We start from the raw sequence: 9,162 nt of genomic DNA, 5'->3' as shown, positions 1-9,162 counted from the left end.
CTTGCCAGACGGCAACACATGGTATCGACAACGGGGTATCGACAACGGGGTATCGACAACGGGGTATCGGCAAGGGGGTATCGGCAAAGGGGAGCCACCTGTTGTGCGGCTCCCCCTTGTCGGGCGCAATGGTCTAGAACCCGAAGGCGACGCCGACGCGTCCGCTGGTTGTGTTGTCGACGGTTGATCCGGCGATGCCTGCGGAGATGTAGATGCGGTCGGTGACGCGTCCGATGACCGATCCGGAGAAGCCCTGCTCGCCCTGATAGGTGGCGAGGTTGAAGGACATGGAGACATTGCTGTCGGGCACGATGATCGCGCCACCCATGGCCATGGCTGCGGCAATGCCGCCATTATTCTGGCGGCTCTGCTGTGCCAGCGTCTGCTCCAGCGCTGTGGTGCGGTTGTCGAGGGTGGTGATGCGTCCTTCCAGCCCGGCGACGCGCGTCTCCAGCGCGGTGAACTGCGCCATGTCTACGCCATTGGCGACATTGGCGATATTGGTGGTGCCATTGCCGCTGAGCAGGTTGCCGCCGACCATATCGAGCGCTGCCTGCTGTGCGGCGGCACTGGCCCGGGCCCCATAAGAGCCGGCGCGCGATGGTGTGCGCAGGTCGATATCGGCGCTGTCGGGTTCCTCGACAATATAGGATTCGCTGCTTTCGACTGCGGTGATCTGACCGCGGCCATTGCGCTCGCCGGCTGCATCCATGTTTGTGCCGGCAGCGGTGACGCCTGCCGGACGGCCATTGCTCTCCATCGCTGTCAGTGTGCGCGGATCACCATTGGCGCTGGCGGCACGCTGCTGTGCCGCAGAAGCCGGTGCGGCTGCCGCAGTGGCTGTAGCGAGCTCTGCCGCCGGAGTTGCAGGCGTTGTCGGTGTTGCAGGTGCCGGTGTCGCAGCAGGCGTCGGTGCCTCAGCCACATTGGTTGCAGGAGCCGGCGCCGGTGTGGCCGCCGGTTGCGGTGCCGCTGCCGGTGCAGCCGCAGCAGGCGCTGCCGGGACCGGCGCACTGGCCATTGTCGGGCCGGCAAGCGGCACCGTGGTCAGGCTGCCATCTGCGTTGATCACCACATTGCCCTGTTCCCCCGGTGCCAGACCATTGGCCAGACCCGGCAGATAGACGGTGTTCACCGTCGTGCCGATGACGATGCTGTTCACGCCCACCGTCTGTGCATTGAAGCCAATGGCGGTGGCGCCGTTATGACTCGCTATGGCACTGTTGCCGAAGGCCGAGGCAAAGGCAGCGGTCGCTTGCGAGGAAAAGCCGAACGCACTCGACTGATTACCTGTCGCCATCGAAAAGGGTGAGAAGGCGGAAGCACCATCACCTGTGGCAACCGCCTCACGACCAATGGCGGTGGCGCTGGTGCCGGCTTCGGTCTCATTGCCGATGGCGGTCGAGTTGTTGCCAACAGCATCGCTGTTAAGACCGATTGCCGTCGCATTGGACCCGGCAGCACTCGCCTGACGGCCGATCGCTATTGCGCTGACACCGCTTGAACTGCTGTCCGCACCCAGCGCCAGACCAAAGGTGTTGGCGGCCGATGCATTGAGACCCACCGCGACAGAAGACGCGCCAGCTGCATCCGCACTACGGCCCAGCGCCGTGGCCCCGGCGGCGCCCGCGTCGGCAAGATAGCCCAAAGCGGTCGCATTATTGCCAACCGCCTCAGCCTGATCGCCAACAGCCGTTGTGTTGTTCGCAGAAGCAACTGCATTGTCACCCACGACCGCCGAGTTTATCCCGCCACCGTTCAGATCAATCCCGCCGCCGGACACCCCGGCAATCGCGGCATTAAGCTGATCCAGATTGACCGCATCGGTGCCGTCACTGCCCTGCGCAACATTGACAATGCGACGCTCGCTACCAACAGCGCCAACCGATACCGTATTCGCCACCGTCGCAACCGAGCCCGCGCCCAGAGCAACCGAATTAAGTGCGGTAACGCTTGCGTTGCTGCCAATGGCGATGCTGTCCGCCTGCGAAGCGACGCTGTCTGCACCAAAGGCGATAGCCCGATCCGCCGTCGCCTGTGCACCTTCAAAACCCACATCGCCTGTATCGCCGCCAATCGCAATAGCCCCTTCGCCAATGGCATCACTACGTGCGCCGCCAGAAAAACTTGCAAGGCCGGTCGCTTCGCTGCCGTCACCAATGGCTGTCGACGAGACATTGCTGGCCAGTGCATTATCGCCAATGGCAACGGCCTCGCTGGCGGTCGCCTCGGCATCAGCGCCAACGGCAACAGAACGCGGACCCGTGGCCATGGCACCATCGGTTCCGCCATCATTGCCATTGCCGCCAATGGCGACCGCACCCGACCCACCGGCCACGGTATCAGCGCCAATGGCGATGCTGTTAAGCTGGCTCGCTGTACTCAAACTACCTATCGAGATCGCGTCACCCTGCGTGGCATCAGCACTCACCCCAATGGCAATGGCACTGCCGCGGGTTGCCTCCGCACTGGCACCGATAGCGACTCCGAAAATTGACGATGCAGTTGCACCTCGACCCAATGCGACAGCGCTGGTGCCGGACGCAACACTTTCCGACCCAATGGCAATGGCATTGCTGTCGCTTGATGCTGAGTCCAGTCCAAGCGCGATGCTGCCGACGTCCGTCGCCTGTGCACCATCAAAGTCCGTATCATCCCCGTCACCGCCTATCGCAATACCGCCTAGCATGGTGGCATCGGTTCTGGCACCAATGGCAATGCTGGATTGCCCTGCCGTATTGCTGCCGACACCTGCAGCGAAAGATTCGCTCCCCGAAGCCTGGCTGCTTGCCCCGATTGCCACAGTACTGTTGCCTGTCGCATCGCTGCTAAAACCAAAAGCCGTGCTGCTGCTGGCTGTTGCGGTCGCGCCGGAGCCGACAACGGTTGCGCCCGTGTCTGCTGCGTTGGCACTCTGGCCAATCGCTATTGTAGAGGACTCGCTCGCGGTCGTAGCCACACCAAGCGCAATGGCACCAGCCCCGGTTGCATCGGTCGCAATGCCGATGGCTATCGCATTATCGGCCGTTGCGCTGGTATTGCCGCCGATAGATATGGTGCGCAACGCCAGCGCATCGGCGCCGCGTCCTAAAGCAATGCTGCCGGTTGTGACCTGGGCTTCCTCACCAATGGCTATGGCGCCGTCATTGCCCGCTGCAGCATCCAGCCCCAAGGCTATGGCTCCCTCGCCAAGCGCCTGCGCGCCTTCATCGCCTACATCAACACCATCGCCGCCAATCGCAATCGCGCCTTCCATGGAGCCGCTGGCGCGGCTGCCAATGGCGATGGCGTTGAGACCAGCGGCACTGGTGTCGGAACCGAGCGCAATGGCGCGTTCTCCCGCAGCAACAGCGCCAATAGTGTCGGCGTCTGTATCATCGGTGCCAAGGGCAATGGAGAAATTGCCACTGGCCGACCCGGCCCGGCCAATAGCAACAGCACGGCTGCCAGTCGCTGCAGCATCATCCCCCACTGCCAGCGCGCTGATCTGGGTTGCTGATGCCGCATCACCAATGGCGATAGATGCCAGGTCAGAAGCATTGGCATTATCGCCTATAGCAATCGCTTCCGAATTGTTGGTTTGCGCTTCTGTGCCAATGGCAATGGACCGGGTACCGCCGGCACGCGCCGTCACACCGTCCGCGTCTCCCCCGAAGCTGCCAATCGCAATGGAGTCGGTTCCGGCGGCATTTGACTGGCTGCCTATTGCAATGGCGCGCGCACCAGCCGTGCCTGCCGCTGCGCCGAGTGCGACGGAGTCCGCCTGATTGGCAGCACTATCCTGGCCGATGGCGATGGCCCGTTCGGCGATAGCCTGCGCGCCGTCACCGCCTGCATCACTGATGCTGTCAGTGCCGATGGCGATGGCGCCGTCCTGCGTCGCATCGGATAATGACCCCACAGCGATTGAGTCCGCGCCGGATGCACTTGCCGCCTGTCCGATCGCCGTGGAGAATCCGCCGGTCGCACTGGCTTCATTACCCAGCGCTGTTGCGGCGCTATCAGCTGTTGCACTATCGCCAACAGCCGTTCCATCAGCACCCGTAACAGACGCATTCACGCCGATGGCTGTTGAGTCTCCATTGATGCCAGTCGTCGACCCGCTTCCGCATTCCAGTCCTACCGATTCTTCACAGGCCGGACCTGCGCCCTGTGGCTGATTTTCATTGGCCAGGAGCAGGGTTGAGTCGCTGTCGTTATCGGCTTCCTCATCCGCGTTATCTGCATCCTCACGTTGATTCACGAGGTCGCTATCCGCCACCTCTATCGATACAAGATGCAGGCCCGACAGTTCCCCGGACGGCCCCGCAAATGCAAATGTCAGCGGCGAGCGCCAGTCGGGCAGCGCGATATTGTCCGCCAGATAGATGGTATTTCCTCCGGCAGGTTGCAGCACAGCATCGGGTGCTGAGGCAAGGGCCGGCATCGCCAGCGCTATGGAAGCGGCACTTGTCGCCAGCAGGAAAGAACGAACTACGCTATTGTAACGGCCAGACATATGACATCCCCTTGATTGATTCAGCTACAAAACATGGCATGTGACCTGCTGCTGGTCACAAAACCGTGGCAAAACGGCACAGCCAGGCTGCTCTGCCGAAATTCGAAGCAATCGGGTGTGTCATCACGCACAGGGCGCGTTGACCTTTGTGGTTACGCTTTCAATAACATAGATAATTGTATTGTATGAAACGGTCAGTCCTTTTTGAGGCGCATAAAGCGTGGCTGAACTGTGAGGGAGAGCGGCATGCGGACCAGGCAGATACAGCTATTGATTGCGTTCGTGTTCTTCATCCTTGGAGGCTGGGCACTGTTGCTGCCCGACAGCGTCATTCAACTGTGCCTGCGTGAGGAATATCGCAATGGACCCGCGCTCGCATTTGTCATGGGGTGCTTCGGTGCCCAGGCACTGATCGCCGGTGTCTTTGCCGCCACGGCCAATTTTACCCGGACGACCTTTATTGCCTATGGCCTGATGCTGATCGGGTTTCTGGCGTTCAATATCTGGTTCACATTGATCGACCCGGTGCTGACTCCGCTGGGCGGTGTTGCCGACGGGATCGGCAACACAATCATGATTCTGGCATGCTTTTATGCCGCCAGACGGGCGGAACAATAAGCTCGAAACACTTACGCGATGCGGCTGCAGTCCAGCTCCGGCTGGAGCTAGATGCTCGGTCGGGCCTGCTTCATCCGGTAGAAGATACCGCTTTCATCATAGCCGGTCAGCTCGAGCACACCGGAGACCACAAAGGATGTCCGCTCATTGGTCTTGAACGGCTTGTCGGCATAGACCTCGATAAACTGATTGGGCATGGCATGGAAATGGAACGGACAGCCGGGCGGATAGGCGAGCAGCACGAAATGTTTCTGCTGGGCGCTGTTCTCCAGCGGCATCATCCATCCGGCGACCTTGATGCGCTTGCCCGCCAGCGACTTCACCTTTGGCGTGAATTTGGGTTTTGACAGGATATAGCCTTCATCGTCGCGGCGCGTTGTTTCGCCCGTGGCCTCCAGGGTTGTCCACGAGATACCGCCTTTGGGTGTTGCCGCCGGTTTCCATATATCTTCGACAGGTTCTGGGGCCTTCCCGCCATCCTTATAGGACGGAACCGCCGATGTGCCTGAGAGGGGTAGACAAAGCGTGGCTGCTGCAGTTGCCAGCACCAATGCCTTTCTGATCGTCATTCTTTGTCTCCTGACATAATCACCCTCTGATTTGCTATATAGAGATATTATTGCGCTCTGGCGAGTACCGATGCGGGATCGACCCGCATCACCCGCCAGGCGGGGATGGCGGCGGCGATAACGCCGATCAGCAGCACGGCACCTATGATCAGTGCTTCCGCTGCGACCGGCTGCCATGCGGTCAGGCCCAGATCCTGCATCGCCGGGAAGTTCTGGCGCGCAAGCGAGAGCAGGGCATGCGCGGCGACCCAGCCGAGCAGTGCGCCGAGGGCGGCGGTAACAAGCCCCTCAAGCATGATGGTGCCGAAGAGCTGCGACCGGGTGGCGCCCATCACGCGCAACAGCGCCAGATCGCCCTCGCGGGATCGCGCCATGGAAAACAGTGCGACAAAGATCGCCAGCCCGCCAACACCCGCCAGCAACCAGGCAAAGAGGCGCGCGCCGTCAAAGCTGACGCCGAGAAGGTCTAGCAGCCGGGCGGTCTCTGTCGCCGGGACCGCAGCCTGCAAGGCGGTCTGGCGATTGACCATTGAGGGAATGCGAATCGCGCCTGACGCATTGCGATAAGTGATCAGCAGTGCGGTGAGTTCCGGTTCCAGCTCGGTGCGGCTGTCCTGAAGAAGCGCTCCGCCCCGGCGCATGGACGATGCAGCGCTGTCATCTACACTCTCTGCGCTGTTGGTCGCTGTTATATCCTCGTCATGATCATGGCCTTCATCGCCATGCTCTTCATGTTCATGCGCTTTATCATGGTCATGATCGGCGTCATGATCATGGTCTTCGCCGTGATGGGCTTCATGGTCATGGTCTTTATCGTGATCATGATCCTCGCCATGTTCAGCCTTTTCATGATCATGATCGTCCTTGACGTCATGGTCGTGATCATCGGTGTCATCATGATCATGATGACCCTCTTCTTCATGGTCATGTTCGATGCCATGCACGTCCCAGACACTCTCGACCGAGGTCAGGATCAACCGGTCGACGACCGAGCCGGTTGGCCGCAATATGCCAACGGTCTCAAACGGTGCATGGTCGTGATCACTGGCGCCGTCATCATCTTCCGCAAGGCCATGGCTGCCGATAAATTTCTGTCCCAGCGTGGCACCGGTTTCGACGGCAACCTGAGCACCCATGACCGCCTGGGCGGTGCCATCGAACATCTTGCCCTCGGCTATTTCCGCCTGGTGCAATTCCAGAAAAGCAGCATCGGTGCCGACAATGCGATAGCCTTCGAAATTATCGCCCAGTGCGAGTGGCACCACACGCGCCACCGCTGGGTCGCGGCGAAACCGCTCCAGACTGTCTAGCGGGATATTGCCGGTCGGCTGGTCGATGTGGAACACGCTCGAAAGGATAAGCTGCAATGGCGACCCTTTCGCGCCGACAACCAGGTCGATGCCGCGCGCATCGCGTTCGAACCGCTCGGCCGACTGGCTGGCAAATTGCAGTAGCAATACCAGCATGGCCACCGAAATCGCCAGCAACAGGATATTGAGCGCGCTGGTGAGCGGGCGGTCCCGCAGATAGGCAAGGGCGAGGCTCAGCATGGCGACACCTTCCCTTCAGCAAGCCGGAAAGCATTGGGAAAGAAGCTCTGTAGCCGCTCATCATGGGTAGCGATCAGCAGACCGGCCTCGACACTGCTGGCCATGTCGAGCAGCAGCCGGGCCACACGCGCGGCATTTTCGCCATCGAGCGCCGATGTCGGCTCATCGGCAATAAGCAGCTGCGGCTTTACGACTATGGCGCGTGCTATCGCCGCGCGTTGCGCTTCACCCTGGCTGAGCTGATGCGGCTTGGCATTGGCGCGACCGGCGATATCAAGGCGGTCAAGGCAATCATCGATGACCGCGCCATCGATGGATCCGCATTGCAACCGTTGTGCAAGTTCAAGATTGGCGCGCAGGGTCAGCGCCGATACCAGGCGCAGTGTCTGGAAAACAATGCCCAGTGACCGGCGGCGCACGGCGTCATTCTGCTGCGCACCTGCGCCATCGGCGATGGTTTCGCCGTCAATCTGTACAGTGCCGCTATCGGGCTGTTGCAGACCACATATGATGTTCAGCAGGGTGGATTTGCCCGAGCCTGACGGGCCAAGCAACAAGGCATGCTGACCTTGATCCAGCGAGAAGGACAGGCCATCGAGTATCGCATTGTCACTGTAGGATTTGCTTATCCCATCAACGGCAAGGAGCATCGTCAATTTGCCGTCAGGCTTGGGCTGAAGTGTTTTCGGTTGCTGTCTTGTCAGCGTCGCCGTTTTCCTCGTCCGGCTTTTCTGTTACCTCGGTGGCATCGGTATCTTCCGTGTCCGGATTACTGGAAATGGCCCGAAGCGTAATGTCAGCAGCCTCTTCCTCGTTGATGCTGACTTGAGAATCGTCCAGCGACGGCATGGCGTCGTCAAAATGCTTGCTGCGCATCGCCAGGAAAGGGTTCATCCGCCCAAAGCCCATATCGCCGTGCATGTCGCAGGCAAAGGCGGGCTGTGATGCAGCAAATTGCGCCAGCACAGCAAGTGCAACGCATGAGGCAATATGCCGTTTGGTACGGATCATTGTGACTAGACTCCTGATGGTCACGTCATGATATATTAGTCTATGCGTCTTGTCTAGCGCAGCAATCGGGGCAAAGTCCGGTGAGCTCTACATGGATTTCCCGGTCTGTGAAGCCCGAACGGGCGCACATTCGGCGCAGCATCATTGCTACCTGATCATCGGCTACAGGCTGATGCTGGTTGCACTCTGCACACAGCAGATGAATGGCCGGATCGTTGCGTGCAGGCGCATAGGCGTTGCATGACACCAGATGGGTGATGCGTCCGGCCTCGACCAGGCGAGTGATGCTGCGATAGACCTGTGTCGGGGCCAGTTTCTGGCCTATATTTTCGCTGTGCCGCGCGCTGTGCTCCGATATGGTATAGGCGCCGATGGGGACCGGTGCCTCGTTTATGATTGTCTCGACAATCTGGTCAAGCACTTCGGCACGGCGACGTTTGCGTTCCGAAGTGTTGACCTTCATCAGGCTGCGCGTCTTCTGATATTGAGGATATGCGCCACGATCAGCATGACGGTGCCGAATGTGGTAATAATTTGTTCTGCCCACTCATTCGGCGCAAAAAGAGCTATGCACAAAGCCGCAATACCCGCGCCGCCAATATAACCTATACGGCGGTCCAGCCTTGCGCCGCGCAATAATGTCGTCCCGCTGACGAGGAAGATCGGGAACAGCAGCGCGACATGCAACCACTCATTGTCATGCAGCCAGCCAAGTGCCGGCGAAAGGCTGAGTGCCGGGAGCAGCACCAATGTTATCGGCAACAAAAGACAGTGGATCAGGCACAGCCCGGACAGCGCAATCCCGAAACCGTCAAATGAACGCGGAAAACTGTAATCGGCGCTTTTCACCCTTGCCCTCAACTTCTGCAAATCCTATAAATATGTGATATTATCTCATTTGAGTATTTTCCCCGAA

The 9,162-nt window shown here is 59.9% G+C and carries 8 protein-coding genes; 1 reads left to right on the top strand and 7 read right to left on the bottom strand.

From position 1 onward, the window contains the following. Positions 1-133 precede the first annotated feature (133 nt). Positions 134-4,498, bottom strand: a complete 4,365-nt coding sequence (locus AAFX04_11715; GenBank protein ID MEO1046098.1) for a hypothetical protein — start codon at positions 4,496-4,498, stop codon at positions 134-136. Positions 4,499-4,744: 246 nt separating this feature from the next. Between AAFX04_11715 and AAFX04_11710 the strand changes: the two genes are divergently transcribed. After that, positions 4,745-5,116, top strand: coding sequence for a hypothetical protein (locus tag AAFX04_11710; GenBank protein ID MEO1046097.1), 372 nt, complete (start codon positions 4,745-4,747; stop codon positions 5,114-5,116). A 47-nt stretch (positions 5,117-5,163) separates the two neighbouring features. Here the strand turns inward: AAFX04_11710 and AAFX04_11705 are convergent, their stop codons facing one another. From AAFX04_11705 to AAFX04_11680, 6 genes are all read right to left on the bottom strand, one after another. Next, entirely contained in the window at positions 5,164-5,685 is a 522-nt protein-coding gene (locus AAFX04_11705) for a DUF3299 domain-containing protein (GenBank protein ID MEO1046096.1), read from the bottom strand. A 47-nt stretch (positions 5,686-5,732) separates the two neighbouring features. Further along, positions 5,733-7,235 carry an FtsX-like permease family protein gene (locus AAFX04_11700; GenBank protein MEO1046095.1) on the bottom strand — a complete coding sequence of 501 codons (1,503 nt, stop codon included), beginning with the start codon at positions 7,233-7,235 and terminating at the stop codon, positions 5,733-5,735. Beyond that, a complete protein-coding gene (locus tag AAFX04_11695; protein ID MEO1046094.1) occupies positions 7,229-7,885 on the bottom strand; it encodes an ATP-binding cassette domain-containing protein in 657 nt (218 codons plus the stop codon). The genes AAFX04_11700 and AAFX04_11695 overlap by 7 nt, the downstream gene beginning before the upstream one ends. Before the next feature lie 13 nt (positions 7,886-7,898). Next, positions 7,899-8,201 (bottom strand): hypothetical protein, encoded by a 303-nt coding sequence (locus AAFX04_11690; protein ID MEO1046093.1) that lies wholly within the window; start codon positions 8,199-8,201, stop codon positions 7,899-7,901. Between the two features lie 85 nt (positions 8,202-8,286). After that, complete coding sequence (locus AAFX04_11685) at positions 8,287-8,709, bottom strand: transcriptional repressor (protein ID MEO1046092.1); 423 nt, start codon at positions 8,707-8,709, stop codon at positions 8,287-8,289. Then, the gene (locus tag AAFX04_11680; GenBank protein ID MEO1046091.1) at positions 8,709-9,095 is read right to left on the bottom strand and encodes a MerC domain-containing protein; all 387 of its coding nucleotides are present in this window, start codon (positions 9,093-9,095) and stop codon (positions 8,709-8,711) included. Before AAFX04_11680 ends, AAFX04_11685 begins: the two co-directional genes overlap by 1 nt. Between the last annotated feature and the right edge of the window lie 67 nt (positions 9,096-9,162).

The sequence above is a fragment of the Pseudomonadota bacterium genome (assembly GCA_039818985.1).
Classification (GTDB): Bacteria; Pseudomonadota; Alphaproteobacteria; order Sphingomonadales; family Sphingomonadaceae; genus Alterisphingorhabdus.
Note: the sequence above shows the minus strand (reverse complement) of the source record. Positions and strands in the feature narration are given on the sequence as shown.